We start from the raw sequence: 943 nt of genomic DNA on the forward strand, positions 1-943 counted from the left end.
GTTTCGGGTCTGATCCATCTAACTCGACGCCCTATTAAGACTCGCTTTCGCTGCGCCTACACCTATCGGCTTAAGCTTGCTAGATAGACCAAGTCGATGACCCATTATACAAAAGGTACGCCGTCACAAGACTGGACACTAATGACAATCACGTCGCATCCGGAGGATGCTGACGGGTGGGCGACAGTGCATTGCGCAGCAATGTCACGAGAGCCCACACCTCTCCATTCCTGGAGCTTTCATCTGGTTGGAACACTGACCCGGAACTGCACCGTCTCGATGCCCGGGTTGTTGTCGTAGATCTCCGCGTTCGAGCGATGATCGTAACTGATGGCAAAGCGCCAACCTCGGTCGTTTTCCCACCCCAATTCGATCCCCGACCTAAACTCGATCGGTCCACCGAGGTCGAAGCCGCCATTGTCGAGGTAGATCCCCGGCATGGTGTGCAGCTCCGCATAGAGTGGCGTGTTCCACAGACCGATCCTGTAGGTCGCGCCGTAGCCCGCCCAGGTTTCGCCCTTCTCGCCGACCGAGAGACCAACTGCCTGTCCGAAGGGACCGATCTTTTGGCCGGTATCGTAACGCAGGTAGGTTTCCGCGGATGGTTTGGCACGCCGTTCGACCACTTCGCCGGCCGAGATGGCCAGGCGTGGCTGGACATCCGACCGCCCGAGGCAGCCGCCGTCCGTTCCGCAGTGGTTTCGGTTCATGTCGGCCAGGCCGAGCACGATCAGAAGCACCGCGAAGGTTCCATCAGCCATGATAATCTCCTGTTTTCACAGGGTCATGGCCCAGATTGTCATTAGAGTCCAGTCAAGCTCCGACTGATTGTAGGCGTTCGGTTTCAGGTACTGTTTCACTCCCCTCGTCGGGGTGCTTTTCACCTTTCCCTCACGGTACTGGTTCGCTATCGGTCAGCAAGGAGTACTTAGCCTTCGAAGGT

At 57.4% G+C, this 943-nt stretch carries 1 rRNA gene; it reads right to left on the bottom strand.

Features of this window, described 5'->3' with window-relative positions:
• A 23S ribosomal RNA gene (locus tag G9Q80_RS15270) occupies positions 1 to 943 on the bottom strand; the annotation flags it as partial.

Source organism: Mameliella sp. LZ-28, assembly GCF_012274245.1.
Lineage (GTDB): Bacteria > Pseudomonadota > Alphaproteobacteria > Rhodobacterales > Rhodobacteraceae > Antarctobacter > Antarctobacter albus.